This window comes from Actinokineospora sp. NBRC 105648, assembly GCF_030269645.1.
GTDB lineage: Bacteria > Actinomycetota > Actinomycetes > Mycobacteriales > Pseudonocardiaceae > Actinokineospora.
Window position 1 is genome coordinate 355,177 of record NZ_BSTR01000002.1, and the last position, 19,549, is coordinate 374,725.

Below are 19,549 nucleotides of genomic sequence, written 5' to 3' on the forward strand. Positions count from 1 at the left end.
GCGGACTTCCTTGCGCCGCGGCCGCGGCCGGTGCGACTCACCGGGGGCTACCGACGACGGAGGTGCTGACATTGTTGTACCACGCCAAACACCAGAGTTGGCCGATCCGAACGCATTACATGTTCACTCACCCGTGTGCCGAGCCCAGGCAAACGCCAGAGGGGGCCACCCCGTGACCGGGATGACCCCCTCCGCGCTATCGGACTCAGGGCTGCTGGAGCTTCGCGGCCGCCGCCGTGTCGAGCAGCCACAGGGTCTGCTCGGTACCGCGGGCCCCGGCCGCCGGGATGGCCACCTCGTCGGCGCCGGACAGGGCCGCGGCCACCGGGTCGGCCTTCGAGCCGCCCGCGGTCACCAGCCAGAGGTCGGTGGCGCGGCGGGCCGTGGCCAGGGTGAGGCTCACCCTGGTGGGCGGGGGCTTGGGGCAGTCGCGCACGGCGACCACCGACAGCTCCCGCTCGTGCACCGCGGGGGAGTCCGGGAACACCGACAGGGTGTGCCCCTCCTCCCCGACACCGACCAGGAACACGTCGAACGACGACACGTCGGCCAACAGGTCCGCGTACGCCCGCGCGGCCGCGTCCGGGTCGTCCCCGAACGGGCCGTCCGACGGCGCGATCGGGAACACCCGGGTGGCGGGCACGTGGTCGAGCAGCGCGGCCCGCGCCTGGGTCTCGTTGCGGTCCGGGTGCCCGGCGGGCAGGAACCGCTCGTCGCCCCAGTAGATGTCCACTGTGGACCAGTCGACGTCGTCGCGGTCCGGGTGCGCGCGCAGCCGCTCGAGCACCGCGATGCCGATGCGCCCGCCGGTGAGCACCAGCGACACCGACCCCCGCCGCGCCTGGGCCGCCACCAGGGCGGTCACCAGGCGGGCGGCGGTCGCCGTCGCCAACTCGTCGGCGTCGTCGTGCACGACGACCTCGGGCTCGCTCACGCGGTGCCCTTGCCGCTCTTGGCGGGCTTGCGCGCCGGTGCCTTCGCCGTGCCACCGCTCGACTTGGCCGCCGCCGAGGTCGCCTTCGCCGCCGTACCCGACTTCGTAGCCGCACTGGATTTCGTTGCCGTGCCGGACTTCGCCGTCGTACTCGACTTCGCGGTGGCAGTCGACTTGGTCGCCGTGGCCGACTTGGCCCGAGCGGGCTTGGCGTCCGCGGCGGCCGTCGCCTTGGCCTCGGCCGCGGACGGCTTGGGCTCGTCGGCCTCGGCCGGGGCGGGTGCCTTGACCTTCACCGGGACCCGACCGCGGGAGATCTTGGCCAGGCCCTTGAGGGTCTCCTCGTAGATCTCGTCCGGGTCGAGCCTGCGCAGCTCCTCGGCGAGGCAGTCGCGGATCTCCCGGCGCTGCAGCGCCACCCGGCGCACCGGCTGGCCGGGCTGGGTGAGGCTGCCGACCTTGCCGTCCGGGCGGACCAGCTGCACCGCCCCGGATCGCCGGTCGAGCTCCACCGAGACGATGCCCTGGCCGGTGGCGGCCTTGGCCCGCTTCACCGGGATCCGCAGCCGCGCCGCCAGCCAGCCCGCCAGCAGGTCGGTCGACGGGGAGTCGCCCTCACCGGTGACGGTGGCCGAGAGCACCTTCTCGTGCGGCGGCAGGTCCAGCGAGGCGGCCAGCACCGCGCGCCACAGGGTGAGCCGGGTCCAGGCCAGGTCGGTGTCGCCGTCGGCGTAGTGCTTCTGCCGCACCTCCAGCGCCTTGATCGGGTTGCGGTCGGCGGCCGAGTCGGTGATCCGGCGCTGCGCCAGCCGCCCGATCGGGTCGTCGGCGGGCCTGGCGGGTGCCTCGAACGGCCACCACGCCACCACCGGCGCGTCCGGCAGCAGCAGCGGGATGACGCAGCTGGCGCCCTCGTCGGCGAGCGCGCCGTAGAGCCGCAGCACCACGACCTCGCTGGCGCCCGCGTCACCGCCGACCCGGATCTGCGCGTCCAGCCGCGCGGCGGCCTTGCGGGCGCCGCGGGCCAGCACGATCACCCGGCAGGGGTGCTCGCGGCTGGCGTCGTTGGCCGCGTCGATGGCGTCCTCGGTCTTGGCCCCGTCGTCGGTGACGATCACCAGGGTGAGCACCCGGCCCAGCGCGGTCGCCCCGCCCTGCTCGCGGATGTGCACCAGCTTCGAGTTGACCTGCGAGGTGGTCGTAGAGGGCAGGTCGATGATCACGGTCGCCTCCAGTGACGGCCTGTCCTGGCCAGCATCTTCTCCGCGGAGTCCGGACCCCAGGTCCCGGCCGGGTAGCCCTCGGGCCTGCCCGCGGTCTTCCAGTACTTGAGCACCGGCTCCAAGATCTCCCAGGACAGCTCGACCTCCTGGTTGACCGGGAACAGCGACGGCTCGCCGAGCAGCACGTCGAGCAGCAGCCGCTCGTAGGCCTCCGGCGAGGACTCGGTGAACGAGTGGCCGTAGCTGAAGTCCATCGACACGTCGCGGACCTCCATCGCGTTGCCCGGCACCTTGGAGCCGAACCGCAGCGTCACGCCCTCGTCCGGCTGCACCCGCACCACCAGGGCGTTCTGCCCCAGCTCCTCGGTGGAGGTGTCGTCGAAGGGCAGGTGCGGCGCGCGCTTGAACACCACGGCGATCTCGGTGACCCGCCGGCCGAGGCGCTTGCCGGTGCGCAGGTAGAACGGCACCCCGGCCCAGCGCCGCGTGTTCACCTCCAGGGTGATCGCGGCGAAGGTCTCGGTGGTGGAGGCCTTGTCGAAGCCCTCCTCCTCCAGCAGCCCGGGCACCTTCTGCCCGCCCTGCCAGCCACCGGTGTACTGCCCGCGCGCGGTGGTCTCGGCGAAGGGCCCCACCGGCTTGGTGGCCTCCAGCACCTTGATCTTCTCGGTGCGCAGCGCCTTGGGGCGGAAGGAGACCGGCTCCTCCATCGCGGTCAGCGCGAGCAGCTGCAGCAGGTGGTTCTGGATCACGTCGCGGGCGGCGCCGATGCCGTCGTAGTACCCCGCGCGACCGCCGAGGCCGATGTCCTCGGCCATGGTGATCTGCACATGGTCGACGTAGTTGGCGTTCCAGATCGGCTCGAAGAGCTGGTTGGCGAAGCGCAGCGCCAACAGGTTCTGCACCGTCTCCTTGCCGAGGTAGTGGTCGATGCGGAACACCGAGTCCTCGGGGAAGACGTCGTTGACGACCTTGTTGAGCTGCTTGGCGGTGCTCAGGTCTTGGCCGAACGGCTTCTCGATGACCACCCGCCGCCACTGGTCCGGGCCCTCGGGCTTGGCCAGGCCGGAGCGGGCCAGCTGCTTGGTCACGACCGGGAAGGCCCCCGGCGGGATCGACAGGTAGAACGCGTGGTTGCCCGCCGTGCCGCGGATCTCGTCGAGGTCCTTGATCGTGGTGGCCAGCCGGTCGAACGCGTCGTCGTCGTCGAAGGTGCCCTGCACGAACCGGAAGCCCTCGGCCAGCCGGTCCCACACCGCCTCCCGGAACGGGGTGCGCGCGTGCTGCTTGACCGCCTCGTAGACGACCTGGCCGAAGTCCTGGTCGGCCCAGTCCCGGCGGGCGAAGCCGACCAGCGAGAAGCCCGGCGGTAGCAGACCGCGGTTGGCCAGGTCGTAGATCGCCGGCATCAGCTTCTTGCGCGACAGGTCACCGGTCACGCCGAAGATCACCAGGCCGCACGGCCCGGCGATCCGCGGCAGCCGCTTGTCCCGCTCGTCGCGCAGCGGGTTGGTCCACGAGCGGGTCACCTGCCCACCTCCGCGATGGTCTCGACCAGGCGGGCCAGGCCCGCGGCGCGGTCGGTGAAGTGCAGGCGCAGCACGGGCCTGCCGTGCTCGAGGAGCACCTGCCCGTCGCCGAGCGCCTGCGCGTGCTGGAGCACACCGAGCGTGTAGGGCCGCTCGGGCACCGCGAGGTCGGTCTCGACCGCGCCGGTCACCTGGAGGAACACCGCGTTCTGGTGCCCGCCCTTGTGGTACTGGCCGGTCGAGTGCAGGAACCGCGGGCCCCACCCGAAGGTGGTCTGCAGCCCGGTGCGCCGCGCCAGCTCCGGCCGCAGCAGGACCGCGGAGGCGTCGTCGAGCCGGTCGAGGTAGACCTGGATCGACAGGTAGCCCGCCGCGGGTGCCGCCGCGATCAGCGCGTGCAGCGCGCCGACCAGGCTGTCGGTGCCCTCGGGCAGCAGGCCCTCGGCCGCGTGCACCTCGACCGGACCGTCCACGAAGGACGGTGCGGACCCCTCGGAGCCGGGGGAGTCCAGCAGCGCGCGCGCCGCCTTCTTCGCCGCCTCCACGTCGGGCTGGTCGAACGGGTCGATGCCCAGCAGCCTGCCCACCACCGCGGTCGCGTACTCCCACAGCAGGATCAGGCCGCCGAGGGTGCCCGCGGTGGCCACCTTCGCGGCACCACCGGGCTCACCCACCGCGACCGGGGTCGCGTCGTCGCCCGCGTCGGCGAAACCGGGCGCCTCGGGGCTTTCCACCACCACCGGCAACAGTCCGGTGCCCTGCTTGCCGGTGGACTCGGCCACCAACTGCTCGGCCCAATCGCCGAAACCCTTGATGCCCGAGCCGGTGTCGGCCAGCACGACCTTCTCCGCGCCGCGCGCGTGCGCGGCACCGAGGGCGGCCGCCAGCACGAGCGCGGGGTTGTCCTCGCTGTCCTGGGCGAGCACGGTCGCCGCGGCGGCGGCGTCGTCCAGCAGCGCGGCCACGTCGGCGCCCGCCAGCCCGGCGGGCACGAGGCCGAACGCGGTGAGCGCCGAGTAGCGGCCGCCCACGTTCGGGTCGGCCTGGAAGACCCGCCGGTAGCCCGCCTCGGTGGCGGTCCGCTCCAGCGGCGAGCCGGGGTCGGTCACCACGACGATCCGCGACGCGCCGTCGATGCCCTCCTCGGCGAAGGCCTCCAGGAAGATCCGGCGGTGGCTGTCGGTCTCCACAGTGGACCCCGACTTGGAGGAGACCACCAGCGCGGTGCGGGACAGCTCGCCCGCGAGCGCGTCGGCCACCTGGCCGGGGTCGGTGGTGTCCAGCACGACCAGCGGCACGCCCGCCGTGCCGGTGATCACCTCGGGGGCCAGCGACGACCCGCCCATGCCCGCCAGCACGAACCGGTCGACGCCCTCCGCGCGGAACTCCGCGCGCAGGGCGTCGATCTCGGCGAGCAGCGGGCGGGACGTCTCGTGCAGCCGGGTCCAGGCGAGCCGGACGGCCGCCTCGGACTCGGCGTCGGGACCCCACAGCGCGGGGTCCTGCGCGGTGAGCTTCGAGGCCACCTGGTCGGAGACCAGCTGCCGGACGAGCGGCGCGGCCTCCTCGGCGAGCCGCTCGTCAACGATGGTTACTGCGACATCTCCGGGGTGCTCTGCCATCTGCGGCGTCAGCCTCTCCTGGGTATCCCGTTAGCTCTTGGCGTTCTCGAGCTGACCGCGGACCGTCTCGAGCAGCTCGGTCCAGGACTTCTCGAACTTCTGCACGCCCTCGTTCTCGAGGGCGAGGTACACCTCGTCGACGTCGATGCCGACTGCGGACAGTTTGGTATAGACCTCTTGCGCCTCGCCAGCCCGGCCGGTCACCGTGTCGCCGGTGATCTTGCCGTGCTCGGCGACCGCGTGCAGGGTCTTCTCCGGCATCGTGTTGACCGTGTCGGCCACGACCAGCTGGTCCACGTAGAGCGTGGGGGAGTAGTCCGGGTTCTTCACCCCGGTCGACGCCCACAGTGGACGCTGCCTGTTGGCCCCGGCTTCGGCCAGTGCTTCCCAACGTTCACCCTGGAACGTCTCCTCGAAGGCCGCGTAGGCCAGCCGCGCGTTCGCCACGGCCGCCTTGCCCTTGAGCGCGGTGGCCTCGTCGGTGCCGATCGCGTCCAGCCGCTGGTCGACCTCGGTGTCCACACGGGACACGAAGAACGACGCCACCGAGTGGATGGTGACCAGGTCGTGCCCGTTCGCCTTCGCCTGCTCCAGGCCGGCGATGTAGGCCGCCATGACCGCGCGGTAGCGCTCCACCGAGAAGATCAGCGTCACGTTGACGCTGATGCCCTCGGCCAGGGTGGCGGTGATCGCGGGCAGGCCCGCCTCGGTGGCCGGGATCTTGACCAGCAGGTTGGGCCGGTCGACGGTCTTCCACAGCTCCTGCGCCTCGGCGGTGGTCGCGTCGCTGTCGTGCGCCAGCGTCGGGCTGACCTCGATCGACACCCGGCCGTCGACGCCGTCGGTGCCCTGGTAGGTGTCGCGGAACAGGTCGCAGGCGTCGCGCACGTCGCTGGTGGTCAGCGCGCGCACGGCCGCCTCGAGCGAGGCGCCGCTCGCGGCCAGCTCGCGCACCTGCTCGTCGTAGGCCTCGCCGTGGGCCAGCGCGGCGGCGAAGATGGTCGGGTTGGTGGTGACCCCGACGACCCACTTGTCCCGGATGAGCTCGGCCAGGTTGCCCGAGTTCAGCCGCTCGCGGGAGAGGTCGTCGAGCCAGATCGAGACGCCCGCCTCGGAAAGGGTCCTGAGGTTGTCGGTCACTTGCTGCCTCCGGTCGCGTCGATCGAGCGGTGCGCCGCGGCCACGACGGCCTCGGTGGTGATGCCGAACTCGCGGAACAGGGTCTGGTAGTCGGCGGACGCGCCGAAGTGCTCGATCGAGACGATCTCGCCCGCGTCCCCGGCGAACCGGTGCCACGGCTGGGCGATGCCCGCCTCGACGACCACGCGCGCCTTGACCGACGGCGGGAGCACCGAGTCGCGGTAGGACTGGTCCTGCGCGTCGAACCACTCGATCGAGGGGATCGACACGACCCGGGCGGCGATGCCGTCCTTGGCCAGCACCTCGCGCGCCTCGACCGCGATCTGCAGCTCCGAGCCGGTGCCGATCAGCACGACCCGGGGCTCGCCCTCGGTGTCGGCGAGCACGTAGCCGCCCTTGGCGACGCCCTCGCGGGCCAGCTCCTTGGTGCCGGTGAGCACCGGGAGGTTCTGCCGGGTGAGCGCGAGGCCGACCGGGTGCTCGTGCTGGCCGAGCACCGCCCGCCAGGCCGCCGCGGTCTCGTTCGCGTCGCCGGGGCGCAGCACGACCAGGCCGGGGATGGCGCGCAGCGCGGCCAGGTGCTCGACCGGCTGGTGGGTCGGGCCGTCCTCGCCGAGGCCGATCGAGTCGTGCGTCCAGACGTAGGTGACCGGCAGCCCGCTCAGCGCGGCCAGCCGCACCGCCGGGCGCATGTAGTCGCTGAACACCAGGAACGTGCCGCCGTACGGGCGGGTGGGGCCGTGCAGCACGATCCCGTTGAGGATCGAGCCCATGGCGTGCTCGCGGACGCCGAAGTGCAGCGTGCGCCCGTACGGGGTGGTGTTCCAGTGCTTGGTCGCGGCCGAGGGCGGCCCGAACGAGTCGGCGCCCTTGATCGTGGTGTTGTTGCTCTCGGCCAGGTCGGCCGAGCCGCCCCACAGCTCGGGCAGCAGGTCGCCGATGGCGTTGAGCACCTCGCCGGAGGCCTTGCGGGTGGCCACGCCCTTGGCGTCGGGCTCCCAGCTGGGCAGCGCGTCGTCGAGGCCCTCGGGCAGCCGGTAGTCCTGCGCGCGCTCGAGCAGCGCGTTGCGCTCGGGGTTGGCGGCCCGCCAGGCGTCGAAGCCCTGCTGCCACTCGGCCTTGGCGGCCTCGCCGCGGGCGACGACCTCGCGGACGTGCTTGAGCACCTCGGGCTCGACCACGAAGGTCTGCTCCGGGTCGAAGCCGAGGATGCGCTTGACCGCGGCGACCTCCTCGGTGCCCAGCGCGGCGCCGTGCGCCTTGCCGGTGTTCATCAGGGTGGGCGCCGGGAAGCCGATGATCGTGCGCAGCAGGATGAACGACGGGCGGGCCGTCTCGGCCTTGGCCGCCTCGAGCGCGTCGAGGATGCCGCTGACGTTCTCGCCGCCCTCCACGACCTGGACGTGCCAGCCGTAGGCCTCGTAGCGCTTGGCGGTGTCCTCCGAGAGCGCGACCGTGGTGTCGTCCTCGATGGAGATCTTGTTGTCGTCGTAGACGACGGTGAGGTTGCCCAGCTCCTGGCGGCCGGCCAGCGACGAGGCCTCGGAGGTGACGCCCTCCTCGATGTCGCCGTCGGAGCAGATCACGAACACGTGGTGGTCGAACGGGCTCTCGCCCGGCGCGGCCTCGGGGTCGAACAGGCCGCGCTCGCGGCGGGCGGCCATCGCCATGCCCACCGCGGAGGCCAGGCCCTGGCCCAGCGGGCCGGTGGTGATCTCCACGCCCTTGGTGTGGTTGACCTCCGGGTGCCCCGGGGTCTTCGAGCCCCAGGTGCGCAGCGCCTGGATGTCCTCGATCTCCAGGCCGTAGCCGGAGAAGAACAGCTGCAGGTACTGGGTCAGGCTGGAGTGGCCCGCGGAGAGCACGAACCGGTCGCGGCCGATCCAGTGCGGGTCGCTCGGGTCGTGCCGCATCACGCGCTGGTAGAGCGCGTAGGCCAGCGGCGCGAGGCTCATCGCGGTGCCCGGGTGGCCGTTGCCGACCTTCTGCACGGCGTCCGCGGCCAGGACCCGGAGGGTGTCGACCGCGCGCTTGTCCAGGTCGGTCCAGTCCGACGGCAGCGTCGCGCGGGTGAGTTCGGTCAGTTCGGCGGGCACTTCACTACTGACGGACACTGACTTGAGCTCCCACTTCCACGTCTGGCGGATTGTCGGGCCCAGTCTTCCCTATCCGGGCTAGATCGATCCCGGAAGGCGGGGACATGGACCGATCCGCGTGTCATCGCTGGTCCGGTGGCCAGCGTAGTCGCCGGACGACCGGGGTGTGATCTCCGACTGTCCGGGCGCGACACCACGCCACCCGATACGGGTACCCAGATGGCGCGCGGCTAACATTTCCGAGTGCCGCGACCACCGCCGCGGCGTGGACGCGAGCGCGGTGACCTGGGTTACACGGGTCCGCCGCAGACCAAGAGGAGCGAGATGTCGTCGGTGATCCCCGTGCCCGCCGACACCCGCCCGACCCCACCCCGCCGTGACGTCAAGGCGGTGCTGGGGGCCTACGTCGCGCTGACCAAGCCGCGCATCATCGAGTTGCTGCTGGTGACCACGGTCCCGGCCATGCTGCTCGCCGCCCGCGGGATCCCGTCGCCGTGGCTGGTGCTCAACACCCTCATCGGCGGCACGATGGCCGCGGGCAGCGCCAACGCGCTCAACTGCGTGGTCGACGCCGACATCGACGCGGTGATGAAGCGCACCAGCGCCCGCCCGCTGGCCCGGCACGCGGTGCCCACCCGCAACGCGCTGGTCTTCGGCGTGGTCCTGGGTGTGCTCTCCTTCGGCTGGCTCTACGCCACCACGAACCTGCTGGCCGCCGCGATGGCGGTGGGCGCGATCCTGTTCTACGTCCTGGTCTACACGATGATCCTCAAGCGACGGACGTCGCAGAACATCGTCTGGGGCGGGGCCGCGGGCTGCATGCCGGTGGTCATCGGCTGGTCGGCGGTCACCGGCGACGTCGGCTGGCCCGCGCTGGTGATGTTCGGGGTGATCTTCTTCTGGACCCCGCCGCACTTCTGGGCGCTGGCGATGAAGTTCCGCGACGACTACGCCGCCGCGGGCGTGCCGATGCTGCCGGTGGTGGCCACCCCCCAGCACGTCGCCAAGCAGATCGTCGTCTACTCCTGGGTGATGGTCCTGTGGACCCTGCTGCTGGTCCCGGCGACCGGCTGGGTCTACACGACCTTCGCCGTGCTCGCGGGCGTCTGGTTCCTGGTGTTCGCGCACAAGCTCAACGGCGCCGTCCGCCGGGACGAGCCGAGCAACCCGATGAAGCTGTTCCACCTGTCGAACACCTACCTGACCCTGGTGTTCGTCGCCCTCGCGGTCGACTCGGCGCTCGCCCTGCCGGTCACCGGCTGGCCGTTCTGAGGCGACGCCGACCTGCCGCACCCGCGGCAGGCCCCTGATCGACTCCCCGCACGGCCGTCTCCGCGTGCGTCTCCCTCGTCCGGTGCGCGGTGCGCTGTGCTGGGGCCATTGGTGCGTGGACCCCGTCGCCGTGCTCGCTCCGGGTACCTCGGTTCGCGCCCGTCCCGCCGCTTTGTGGCCCATTGCCGGTCGGCTCCGCGACCGGTTCCGTTCGTGTCCTTACTGTGATCAACTTCCGGTGGGGCCGCGCGTCTCTTCTGGTGTGAGGCCGAAATGGACCTCGCGACGAATATCTATTCTCTGGGGAGAGAAGAAGAATGAACAAGAGGGGGAAGCGCGCCGGGATTCTGGCGTTCATCACCATTGTGCTGACCGCGCTGCTGGGGGTCGCGGGCGCGGGGACCGCGTCGGCCTGCTCGCCGACCGGCTCGTCGACGCGGTACGCCGCCACCCTGCCGCAGGTCAGCCCTGGGCAGAGCGGTGACCTGGTCCTGGGCCTGCAGCTCAACCTGCGGGACCGGGGCTACGCGCTGAACGGGACCGGCCTGTACGCGGACAACACGCTCGCGGCGGTCCAGGACTTCCAGCGCAGGAACGGGATCAACCCGAGCGGGATCGTCGGGTCGAAGACGTGGCAGGCACTGGTCGGCACGCTCAACCAGAACGCCACCGGCAACGGGCCGACGCCGGACCAGCCGCAGTTGTCGCCGGGCAGCACTGATCAGGACCCGTATTTCCACCTGATCAACGCCCTGCAGCGGATCCACCCGTACCAGGGCTTCGAGGAGCAGTACTACGGACCGCGCACGCAGTCCATGGTGCGCGACTTCCAGCGCCGGGTGGGGATCAAGGACAGCGGCATCGTCGGGCCGAAGACCTGGGCCGCGCTCTACCAGGTCGTCTCGGTCTCGGGCCACTGGGGCTGCTAGCAACAGGGGGACCCGCGGGGCGGGCACGGACGCAGGTCCGTGCCCGCCCCGCGGCCGTTCACCCGACCGCGGTGAGCAGCCGCTCGACCGTGGGGTCGTCCAGCGACTCCTTGATGCACTGCCACAGCTCCAGGTTCGCCGTCGCCCAGCGGGAGTACGCGGTCGCGGCGGCGGGGGAGTAGAAGTAGAAGCCCTCGTCGTGCGCGTCGCGCTGCTCGCCGACGATCTTGTCCGCCAGCTCGCGCAGGCTGACCCCGTTCTCGGCGAGGTACTTGTGCGCCAGCACCACCGGGGTCACCGGCAGCGCCTTGAACAGCGTGTCCGCGTCGCTGAGCGCCTGCGCCTCCCGGGAGATGTCGCGGTGCCGGGTGCGCATCTCGGCCTCGTCGACCAGTGCGTCGATCCAGTCGGCCACCGGCCGCGGCACCCCGGCACCGGCCAGCACGGCCATCCGCAGGCCGCTGCCCGCCGCCGCCGTGGAGTTGCGGCGCACCAGGTAGTTCACGTCGTGCACGAGGGCCGCGGTCTCCACGACCGAGACGTCCGAGCCGTTCAGCGCGGCGAACTCCACCGCCTTGTCGCGCACGAAGCTGACGTGGTGCCACCCGTGGAAGGGCAGTTTGCGCGCGTACCGCGTGCACAGCGCGCGCACCCGCCGCTCCACGTGCCGGATGGACTCCTGCTCGACCGCACCCACGATGGCTGTGGACATGTCGACCTTCCCCTTCCGTTGGACAAACGGGTGGGGTGATGGTAGAGGCCACGGCGTCGGCCGGGGGTCAGATCCGCCTGGTCAGCTCCTCCAGTCGCGCCTCCACCGGCACGTGCCGGTGCCCGACGCCGGTCGCCGGGTCGTAGGACAGGCTCCACCGGCTCACCGGCCGGGACTTGACCAGGAACGTCATCGTGCCGTCCACCGCCCACGGGATCCGGTGGAACTCCTCGGCCATCAGGAACCCGGACTCGCCGACCACGCAGTCGTGGGTGTGCGTCCGGGTCGCGGCGGCGATCAGCCCGGTGCCCGGGTCGAGGGTGGTGCTGAACCGCTCGTGCCGGTAGCCGCCGCGCAGGATGGCGGTGCAGAAGTGGTACCGGTGGTTGTGCACCGAGTCGGCGTAGCCGGGCCGCCAGTCCCGCTGCGGTTTGTACTCGTGCAGCCAGAAGGTGAACGGCTCGTCGTCGTTGTCGCGCAGGCACCAGGCGAAGTGCGTGGTGGTCTCCCGGGAGCGGGCCACCAGCGCCGCGGCGCGCCGCTGGTCCAGGTCCACCAGGTGCCTGCGCAGCACGGCGCGCAGCACCGCACCGTCCACCCAGGACTCGACACCCGCGTGCGCGGCGGCCCACCGGCGCCGGGTGAGGTCTAGCTCGCGCATCCGCTCGGCCAGGTCGGACAGGGCGGGGACCACGGTGGACACGGGCATCAGCTCTCAAGCTCGGCTTTGGCGGAGAACTCCTGGCGGAACGCGTGGAACCGGGCCTGCAGGTCGGCGAACTGCGCGTCGGTCAGCCGGGTGCCGGTGATCGTGGCGAACTGCGCCAGGAACTCCTCCCGGCTGGTGTCCGGTGTGATCAGGAAGCGGGGCGCGCCACGCGCGGCGTGCACCCGGGCGAACTCGGCGCGCTGCATGCCGTAGATGAACGAGCCCTCCGAGAAGCGCAGCGTGCGCGGGTAGAGCGACGGGGCGCCCGCCACCGCGCTGTAGAGGGTGATCCACACGCTGTCGTCGAAGAGCTCCACCCGGTCCAGCGGCGGGTCGGCGATCACCGTGACGTCGATCGAGTCGCACCGCGCGCGGGCCAGGTAGAGCCCGACGAGCCCGATCCGGATCTCCTCGTGCAGGGTCGCCTGGATCCGCTCGTAGTCGGCGCTGGCGCCCTGGTGCCGGGCCAGGTGCCGGGCCCGGCCGCTGATCGCGCCGCGCTCACCCGGGTCGGCCAGCACCGCGCGCACCTCCCAGCCGGAGGGGGACAGCAGCAGCCGGGCGGCCGCGTAGCGCCCGGAGAAGCCGCGGAAGAGCAGCTGCCGGGTGCGCCGCAGGTCGTCCATGATCAGCGCGTTGAACGCCGGATCGGGGTCGGTGCTCGCCTCGAACACGTGCGTGGGGAAGAACTCCTGGTTCAGCGACCGGTACTCGGCGGACAGCTCGCGCAGCGCGCGCCTGCTCTCCTCGACCACCGGCGCCACCAGGGCGCGCTGCGCGGCGCCCGCGGTGAGCAGGGTCTGCCCGAACCCGACGACGGCGGATACCATCGTCCCGGTGCCGAGCGCGGTGAGCAGGTTCTTCGCCGTTCCGGCGTCGACGGCACTCGACGCCCACATGGAGACTCCCGACACCACCACCAGGACCGCCAGCAGCAGTCCGGTGCGCGTCCAGAAGATCTCCTGGATCGGGTGAGTGCGGAGGCCTTTGGCGTCCGCGGGCACGGCGCGTCACCTCCTCGACGGACGCCCGTAAGGACGCGAAAAGTATCCGAACGGGCGCGCACAGTCACTTTACGCCGCACCGGCGGTGAATGGATTGCGAATATCGGGTGAGGGAACCACGGGGGGTAGACCGGACGCCGGCCCGCGGACCGGGCCACCTAAGCTCCGGGGCCATGCGCAATGTCGGCAAGATCATGATCGTGGCGGCGGTGGGCCTGGGCCTTGCCGCGTGTGCGAACTCCGAGCAGGCCTCGACCCTGCCGGTCGGCGGCTCCACGGTGAGCGTCAAGGAGGCGCCCGCGAGCTCCGCCGCGGCCCCCACCAAGAGCGCCCCCACCACCACGAAGCCCGCCGCCTCCACCCCGGCGGGCCCGGAGTGCACGGTCGCGGACATCAAGGTCGACGGTGCCCCGGGCAGCAAGCCGACGATCACCGTCCCGGACACCTGCTCGCCGCCGAAGGCCCTGCTGAGCAAGGACCTGGTGGTGGGCACCGGCGCCGAGGTCAAGGCCGGTTCGACCATGCAGACCCACTACGTGCTGGTCACCTGGTCGAACAAGGAGGAGAAGGACTCCTCGTGGAAGCGCGGCCAGCCCTTCCCGCTGGAGAACGTCGGCCAGGCCCAGGTCATCGACGGCTGGAACGAGGGCCTGATCGGGATGAAGCAGGGCACCCGCAGGCTGCTGGTGGTCCCGCCGGAGAAGGGCTACGGCCAGGGCGGCAACGGCATCGAGCCCAACGAGACCCTGGTGTTCGTCGTCGACGCGGTCGAGGTCAGCTGACCTCCCGCACCCGTTCTCCCACGCGGCGCGCCCCGATCACCGGGGCGCGCCGTGCCTGTCTCCCGACCGTGAGCTCGCTCCGTCGACCTCAAGCGGCCAACCTCAAGCCGCCGACCCGCTGTGCTGGTCCAGCTTGCTCGGCCACCAGATCTTCCGTCCGATGTCGACGGTCAGCGCGGGCACCAGCAGCGAGCGCACCAGCAGCGTGTCCAGCAGCACGCCGAAGGCCACCAGGAACGCGATCTGGGCCAGGAACAGGATCGGCAGCACCGAGAGCGCCGCGAACGTGGCCGCCAGCACCACCCCGGCCGAGGTGATCACCCCGCCGGTCACCCGCAGGCCGAGCAGCGCGCCCTCCCGGGTGCCGTGCCGCAGCGCCTCCTCGCGCACCCGCGTCATCAGGAAGATGTTGTAGTCGATCCCCAGCGCCACCAGGAAGACGAACGCGAACAGCGGCACGCTCGGGTCCGCGCCGGGGAAGTCCAGGACGTGGTTGAACACCACAGCGCTCACCCCCAGGGTCGCGGCGAAGGAGAGCACCACGGTGGCGATCAGCAGCAGCGGGGCCAGCAGCGCGCGCAGCAGCAGCGCCAGGATGAGGAAGATCACCAGCAGCACCACCGGGATGATCACCGTCCGGTCCCGCAGCGAGTTCGTCCGCACGTCGAGCTGGTTGGCCGTCGGTCCGCCGACGAGCGTGCCGCCCACGTCGTGGGTGCGGTCGCGCAGCCGCTGCACGGTGTCCAGCGCGGCGGCGCTGTCGGCGGCGTCGCGCAGCACGGCGGTGACCTCGACCCGGCCGTCGACCACCTTGGGCCCGGCCCCGTCGACCCGCACGGCCGCGTCCGCCACGCCCTCGGTCTCCTTGGCCAGCCGGACGACCTGGTCGGCGCTGCCCGCCGCGGTGACCAGCACGGCGGGCGAGCCGGTGCCGCCGGGGAAGTGCCGGGCCAGGGTCTCCTGCCCGGTCACCGAGTCCACCTTGGTCAGGAAGATCTGGCTCTGCGCGACCCCGTCGGCCTTGAGCTGCGGCAGGAACGCCACCCCGACCAGCAGCACCAGCGTGCTCACCACCCAGATCAGCCGCGGCCGCCGACCGACCAGTGCCGAGACCCGGCCCCAGATCCCGCCGCTCGCCTTGTCCGTGCTGCCGAACTCGGGGCGGAACGGCCAGAACGCGGTGCGGCCGAACAGGACCAGCACCGCGGGCAGGAAGGTGAGCGCGGCGGCCAGCGAGGCGGCGATGCCGATCGCGGCCACCGGGCCGAGGCTGGAGTTGGAGCGCAGGTCCGAGAGCAGCAGGCAGAGCAGGCCCGCGATCACGGTGCCCGCCGAGGCGGCGATCGGCCCGGCGGCGGCGCGCAGCGCCACCCGCATCGCCTCGGCCTTGGTCTCGTGCCGCCGCAGCTCCTCGCGCAGCCGGGCGATGAGCAGCAGCGAGTAGTCGGTGGCCGCGCCGAAGACCAGGATGAACAGGATGCCCTGGCTCTGGCCGTTGAGGGTGAGCACGTCGTTCTTCGCCAGCAGGTAGACCGCCAGCACCGCCAGGCACAGCGCCAGCCCGGCGGTCAGCAGCACCACGACCGGCAGGATCGGGCTGCGGTAGACCGCGATCAGGATCAGCGCGACGACCCCGGCCGTCACCAGCAGCAGCAGGCCGTCGATGCCGCCGAAGGCCTCGGTGAAGTCCGCGATCAGCCCGGCGGGCCCGGTCACGTGCGCGGACAGGCCCTCGGGCAGCTCGCCCAGCTGGGCACGGATGTCGGTGACCAGCGCGCGCAGCTGCTTGCCGTTGTTCGGCAGCAGCGCCACCGCCTGCGCCGCCCGCGCGGGGGTGTCCTGTGTGGACGCCTGCGGCCTGCTCACCGGACCGATCCCGGGCAGCTCGCCGACCTTGCCCAACGCGGTGGCGATCGCGTCGTTGTCCGACTGGGTCAGTCCGCTCGCGCGCTCGAAGACGAGCACCGCGGGCAGGGCGTTGCTGTCCGCGAAGGACTTCTGCAGCTCGCTGACCCGGGTGGACTCCGCCGAGGACGGCAGGAACGCGGCGTTGTCGTTGCGCTGGACCGTGGACAGCTGGCCCTGCAGCGGTCCGCCGATGCCGCCGACGACCAGCCACGCGATGATCAGCAGAGCGGGCCAGAGCAGGCGCGCCGCGCGGGAGCCGGCGGTACGGTTGTCGTTCATGGCGGGGCTGGCCTCTCGACGCGGGAGCGGCGGACGTGCTGGCCAGATCATTGTTCAGCAGGCTTAACGATGCAACTCGGGAGGGCGTCCGGTGAGCGGTGACACCGACGCGGTATCCAGCTGGCCGACCGGCAGGCTGCTGTCGGTGGCCGCCCGCCTGGTGGAGCACTCCTGGCAGGAGTTCCTGGCCGCCCGCGGCCTGACCCACGCCGGTCTGATCACCCTGCACCTGCTCGCCGACGGGCCGCGCGCGCAGCGGGCGCTCGCGCACGGCGCCAAGGTCACCGACCAGACCATGAGCCGCACCGTGGAGCGCCTGGCCCGGGCGGGGTTCGTCGAGCGCGAGACCGACCCGGTCGACCGCCGCCGCACCCTGGTCGCCACCACCGAGGCGGGGCGCGCGGTGCACCGCGAGGCCCTGCGCGCCGAACGCGAGGACCCGCAGGTGCTCGGCGCGGTGCGCGACTACGAGGCGTTCCGGCTCCAGCTGGTGGACTTGATCACCGCTCTGGGTGTCGGGGGCGCGGCGGCCGTCCGCGCCCCCGACACCGAGGACTGAAGTGCCAACACGGGGGACTACGGGAGCAGCAGCAGCTTCCCGGTGGTGCGGCGGCCCTGGAGGTCCTCGTGTGCCCGCTGGGCCTCGGCCAGCGGGTACCGCCCGCCGATGGTGATCTTCAGCGCGCCGGTGGCGATCGCGCCGAACAGCTCGTCGGTGCGCCACCGCAGCTCCTCCGGCGTGGCGATGTAGGGCGCCAGCGACGGCCGGGTGAGGTAGATCGACCCCGCCTGGTTGAGCCGCTGCGGGTCGACCGGCGGCACCGGTCCGCTCGACGCGCCGAAGAGCACCAGGTAGCCGCGCGGGCGCACGACCGACAGGCTGCCGTCGAACGTGGTCTTGCCGACCCCGTCGTAGACCGCGGCCACACCCTCCCCGCCGGTGAGCTCCCGCGTCCTGGCGGCGAAGTCCTCCTCGGTGTAGCGGATGACCTCGTCGGCCCCCGCGGCGCGGGCCAGCTCCTCCTTCGCGGCGGTGGACACGGTGCCGATCACCCGCGCGCCGCGCGCCTTGGCCAGCTGGACCAGGATCAGCCCGACCCCACCGGCCGCCGCGTGCACGAGCACGGTGTCGCCCTGCTGGACCGGGTAGGTCGACACGGCCAGGTAGTGCGCGGTGAGCCCCTGCAACAGCGTGGCCGCCGCGGTCTCGTCGTCGACGCCCTCGGGCACCGGCACCGCCGAGGCGGCGGGCACCACGACCTGCTCGGCGTAACCGCCCGGCACCGACGTCCAGGCCACCCGGTCGCCGACGGCGAACCCGTCGACGCCCGCGCCGACCGACCGCACGGTGCCCGCCCCCTCCAGGCCGGGCACGAACGGCACCGGAACCGGGTACTGCCCGGACCGCTGGTAGGTGTCGATGTAGTTCACCCCGGCGGCGGCCACCTGGACCAGCAGCTCACCCGCGCCGGGGGACCGGTCGGGCACCTCCGCGTACTCCAGGACCTCGGGGCCACCGTTGCGCGACACCAGCACTGCCTTGGGCACGGTCGTCTCCTCTTGCGCTGTCGGACGTTCTCGCCCGGGCCAACCACGGCGCCGGGGCGGCTGTTCCCGCCCCGGCCGTGTCCCAGGATGCAGGAGTGGCCCGGCTCACGGTCGCCGGGTGGCCCGCACGGGTGAGCCCTAAGCTCGGGTCGTGGCTGATGAGAGCGATTCCCCGCAGGTCCCGGTGAAGGCCGAACGGTCGGCTGCCGCGTTCGTGGCCGCGCACGGGAAGCCCGCGCGGGCGGTGGTGGAGAACATCGGACGGGCCGGGGCGCGGGTCGTGCTCGTGGGCGCTGATGGCGCTCTGGGTGATGTGATCGTGGCCGGCGTGGAAGTTGGGGCCGCGTTGGTGGAGCGGGTTGAGGGGCTTGAGGCGGGGGAGTGGGACCGGGAGACGGTCGCCGCTACGAAGATCGGGGCTGGGCATCGGCGCAAGATGGCGGCGCGGGTGCGCGGCTAGCTCGCTGGCTGCTCGGGGTTGAGTGCGTTTGCGCGTTGCCGTCTTCGTTGCCCGGGTCGCGAGGGTGGGCTCGGTCTGGTGGGTTTTGCTGCTTTTCGTTGCCCGGGTTTCGAGCGGGGCTCGATCTAGTGAACTCGCTTCGTGTGGGGCCCCTAGAGCACCGCGGTGGTGAAAAAAGGGCGGGTGAAGGGCATCCCCACCACACGGCAAGTTTAGCGGTGCTCTCCCCCCACACGAAGCGAGTCCACTAGATCGAGCATCCGTAGCGGGCCTTGAGTTCCAGCGGGGCTGGGATCTTGTTGCGTACCAGCGGGTCGGCGTTTGCGCTGCAGTTTGGCGGGTGGGGGCGGGATCCTGTCACGTTCCAGCGGGGGTGGGGATCCTGTTGGGTGCGATGGCGCGGGTGCGGGTGGCGCACCAGAGGGTGGCGGTCGCGATGATCACGCCGGTGGCGCCCAGGACGTGTAGGGACACCAGGAGTTCGGGTACGCCCGTCCAGAACTGGATGAAGCCGAGCGAGCCCTGGGCGATCACCACGGCGATCAGCACCACGTATCGGCGCCAGAGTTGTGGCGTGCTGTTGCCGGTGCGCAGGAGGACGCCCGCCGCCAGGAGTAGGCCTAGGTAGACGAACATGAAGGCCGCGTGCACGTGGGCCAGGGTTTCGACTGGGATGTCGAGCCTCGGGGTCTTCGGGTCGCCCGCGTGTGGGCCCGCGCCGGTGACCATGGTGCCCGCGACCAGGAGGCCGACCAGGACCACGATGGATGCCAGCAGGAGCCCGGACAGTCCCGCCGGGCCTCGGCGGACCGGTGGTTCGTCGCCCTCGTCGATGGCGTGGACCAGCAGGACGGCCAGCCAGACCATGATCGTGGAGACCATGAAGTGCACCGCGACGGTCCACCAGAGCAGGTCCAGCCGCACGGTCACGCCGCCCAAGATCGCCTGCACGACGACGCCCGCGGGCATGAGGAACGCCAGTCGCAGGTAGTGCTTGCGGCGGGGGCGGGTGGCGTAGGCCAGGACGAACGCGGCGAAGGCGACGATGCCGACGACGCCGGTGAGCAGGCGGTTGCCGAACTCGATCCACTGGTGCAGCGCGGCGAACTCCGGGTGGTCCACCGGGACCAGGCTGCCCGGCTGGCACTGCGGCCAGGTGGTGCAGCCGAGGCCGGAGCCGGTCACCCGAACCACCGAGCCGGTGACGGCGATCAGCGCCTGGGTGGCCACCACCGCGATCGCGACCGCGCGCCGCAACCGCACGGTGGGCGCGGGTGCCCGGTCCAGGAGGGTGTCGATGCGGGTCTTGAGCGATTCCAGCGGCACGGGCTGATGGTAGGACCGGGTGACTGGGAGTCGCGGGCCGGTCGTCCTTAGCGTGCCGTGGCTCTCATCGCCGGGG

The 19,549-nt window shown here is 72.0% G+C and carries 17 protein-coding genes; 5 read left to right on the forward strand and 12 right to left on the reverse strand.

Features of this window, described 5'->3' with window-relative positions; all coding sequences use genetic code 11:
* Positions 1-205: 205 nt before the first annotated feature.
* From pgl to tkt, 6 genes are read right to left on the reverse strand one after another with little or no spacing between them, the layout of a single operon-like run.
* Entirely contained in the window at positions 206-934 is a 729-nt protein-coding gene (gene pgl, locus QSK30_RS02875) for a 6-phosphogluconolactonase (protein WP_285499258.1), read from the reverse strand.
* Positions 931-2,157, reverse strand: coding sequence for a glucose-6-phosphate dehydrogenase assembly protein OpcA (opcA, locus tag QSK30_RS02880; RefSeq protein ID WP_285499260.1), 1,227 nt, complete (start codon positions 2,155-2,157; stop codon positions 931-933). Before opcA ends, pgl begins: the two co-directional genes overlap by 4 nt.
* Positions 2,154-3,686, reverse strand: a complete 1,533-nt coding sequence (gene zwf / locus QSK30_RS02885; protein WP_285499262.1) for a glucose-6-phosphate dehydrogenase — start codon at positions 3,684-3,686, stop codon at positions 2,154-2,156. The genes opcA and zwf overlap by 4 nt, the downstream gene beginning before the upstream one ends.
* Positions 3,683-5,308 (reverse strand): phosphoglucose isomerase-related protein, encoded by a 1,626-nt coding sequence (locus QSK30_RS02890; protein WP_285499263.1) that lies wholly within the window; start codon positions 5,306-5,308, stop codon positions 3,683-3,685. The genes zwf and QSK30_RS02890 overlap by 4 nt, the downstream gene beginning before the upstream one ends.
* 30 nt (positions 5,309-5,338) lie before the next feature.
* On the reverse strand, positions 5,339-6,448 hold the full coding sequence (gene tal, locus QSK30_RS02895) for a transaldolase (protein WP_285499265.1): 1,110 nt from the start codon (positions 6,446-6,448) through the stop codon (positions 5,339-5,341).
* On the reverse strand, positions 6,445-8,562 hold the full coding sequence (gene tkt, locus QSK30_RS02900; RefSeq protein ID WP_502871781.1) for a transketolase: 2,118 nt from the start codon (positions 8,560-8,562) through the stop codon (positions 6,445-6,447). The genes tal and tkt overlap by 4 nt, the downstream gene beginning before the upstream one ends.
* 306 nt (positions 8,563-8,868) lie before the next feature.
* On the opposite strand from tkt, the gene QSK30_RS02905 reads away from it, so the two are divergent.
* Positions 8,869-9,816: a heme o synthase gene (locus QSK30_RS02905; protein WP_285499267.1), complete on the forward strand. Its 948-nt coding sequence runs from the start codon at positions 8,869-8,871 to the stop codon at positions 9,814-9,816.
* Between the two features lie 317 nt (positions 9,817-10,133).
* The gene (locus QSK30_RS02910; RefSeq protein WP_285499268.1) at positions 10,134-10,745 is read left to right on the forward strand and encodes a peptidoglycan-binding domain-containing protein; all 612 of its coding nucleotides are present in this window, start codon (positions 10,134-10,136) and stop codon (positions 10,743-10,745) included.
* Positions 10,746-10,803: 58 nt separating this feature from the next.
* Here QSK30_RS02910 and QSK30_RS02915 read toward each other — a convergent pair whose 3' ends face one another.
* From QSK30_RS02915 to QSK30_RS02925, 3 genes are all read right to left on the reverse strand, one after another.
* Positions 10,804-11,457 (reverse strand): HD family phosphohydrolase, encoded by a 654-nt coding sequence (locus QSK30_RS02915; RefSeq protein ID WP_285499269.1) that lies wholly within the window; start codon positions 11,455-11,457, stop codon positions 10,804-10,806.
* Positions 11,458-11,524: 67 nt separating this feature from the next.
* A complete protein-coding gene (locus QSK30_RS02920; protein WP_502871782.1) occupies positions 11,525-12,160 on the reverse strand; it encodes a hypothetical protein in 636 nt (211 codons plus the stop codon).
* Between the two features lie 5 nt (positions 12,161-12,165).
* Positions 12,166-13,170 carry a hypothetical protein gene (locus QSK30_RS02925; RefSeq protein WP_285499273.1) on the reverse strand — a complete coding sequence of 335 codons (1,005 nt, stop codon included), beginning with the start codon at positions 13,168-13,170 and terminating at the stop codon, positions 12,166-12,168.
* 173 nt (positions 13,171-13,343) lie between these two features.
* On the opposite strand from QSK30_RS02925, the gene QSK30_RS02930 reads away from it, so the two are divergent.
* Complete coding sequence (locus QSK30_RS02930; RefSeq protein WP_285499275.1) at positions 13,344-13,952, forward strand: FKBP-type peptidyl-prolyl cis-trans isomerase; 609 nt, start codon at positions 13,344-13,346, stop codon at positions 13,950-13,952.
* Between the two features lie 102 nt (positions 13,953-14,054).
* Here QSK30_RS02930 and QSK30_RS02935 read toward each other — a convergent pair whose 3' ends face one another.
* Positions 14,055-16,139, reverse strand: a complete 2,085-nt coding sequence (locus QSK30_RS02935; protein WP_285499276.1) for an MMPL family transporter — start codon at positions 16,137-16,139, stop codon at positions 14,055-14,057.
* Positions 16,140-16,230: 91 nt separating this feature from the next.
* Between QSK30_RS02935 and QSK30_RS02940 the strand changes: the two genes are divergently transcribed.
* Positions 16,231-16,698 carry a MarR family winged helix-turn-helix transcriptional regulator gene (locus QSK30_RS02940; RefSeq protein WP_285499278.1) on the forward strand — a complete coding sequence of 156 codons (468 nt, stop codon included), beginning with the start codon at positions 16,231-16,233 and terminating at the stop codon, positions 16,696-16,698.
* 17 nt (positions 16,699-16,715) lie between these two features.
* Here the strand turns inward: QSK30_RS02940 and QSK30_RS02945 are convergent, their stop codons facing one another.
* A complete protein-coding gene (locus tag QSK30_RS02945) occupies positions 16,716-17,687 on the reverse strand; it encodes a quinone oxidoreductase family protein (protein ID WP_285499280.1) in 972 nt (323 codons plus the stop codon).
* 151 nt (positions 17,688-17,838) lie between these two features.
* Between QSK30_RS02945 and QSK30_RS02950 the strand changes: the two genes are divergently transcribed.
* The gene (locus tag QSK30_RS02950; RefSeq protein ID WP_285499282.1) at positions 17,839-18,147 is read left to right on the forward strand and encodes a hypothetical protein; all 309 of its coding nucleotides are present in this window, start codon (positions 17,839-17,841) and stop codon (positions 18,145-18,147) included.
* Between the two features lie 357 nt (positions 18,148-18,504).
* Here the strand turns inward: QSK30_RS02950 and QSK30_RS02955 are convergent, their stop codons facing one another.
* The gene (locus tag QSK30_RS02955) at positions 18,505-19,473 is read right to left on the reverse strand and encodes a COX15/CtaA family protein (RefSeq protein WP_285499284.1); all 969 of its coding nucleotides are present in this window, start codon (positions 19,471-19,473) and stop codon (positions 18,505-18,507) included.
* Positions 19,474-19,549: the final 76 nt, after the last annotated feature.